The sequence below is a fragment of the Ligilactobacillus ubinensis genome, assembly GCF_024160875.1.
Classification (GTDB): Bacteria; Bacillota; Bacilli; order Lactobacillales; family Lactobacillaceae; genus Ligilactobacillus; species Ligilactobacillus ubinensis.
Genome location: NZ_JAIULA010000058.1, coordinates 1 through 436, shown reverse-complemented (window position 1 = coordinate 436; position 436 = coordinate 1). Strand labels below are relative to the sequence as shown.

Here is a 436-nt window from a genome sequence, read left to right as displayed (position 1 = left end):
TGCACTACGCCCTGTCAAGTTGACAAATGAAATAATATAAAATTGAATCTATCTCTAAGCGGCTTCATTACAGTATTCATCTGGAGTGAGGCCGTTTCTTTGTGCTGAACGATTGTGGTGATTGAAGTATTCAATACCTTCTTCCACCAGCTTCGCGAGTTCTTCAAAGGTGTTAGGCATCGGATGACGATCCATCCAGCGCAATTTGAACTCATTCCACCAACGTTCCATTGGCGCATTATCATATGGTGTGCCTGGACGAGACATGCTGCGAGTTACATTGTAACGCCCAAGAAAGTTGTTGAAAGCGCCAGATGTATAAGCTGCCCCACGATCTGTGTGAATCAGTGGGTGAACATCACCAACACTATCAAATGCACGTTGAAACACCTCTATTTCCGCAGCTGAGGTTTCGGTAATGCTGAGATGGTGTGAC

The 436-nt window shown here is 45.0% G+C and carries 1 protein-coding gene; it reads right to left on the bottom strand.

The window, feature by feature from the left end:
* Positions 1-54: 54 nt before the first annotated feature.
* Positions 55-436: DDE-type integrase/transposase/recombinase (locus tag LB941_RS12350; RefSeq protein WP_253362275.1), on the bottom strand; the 382-nt coding region annotated here is incomplete at its 5' end.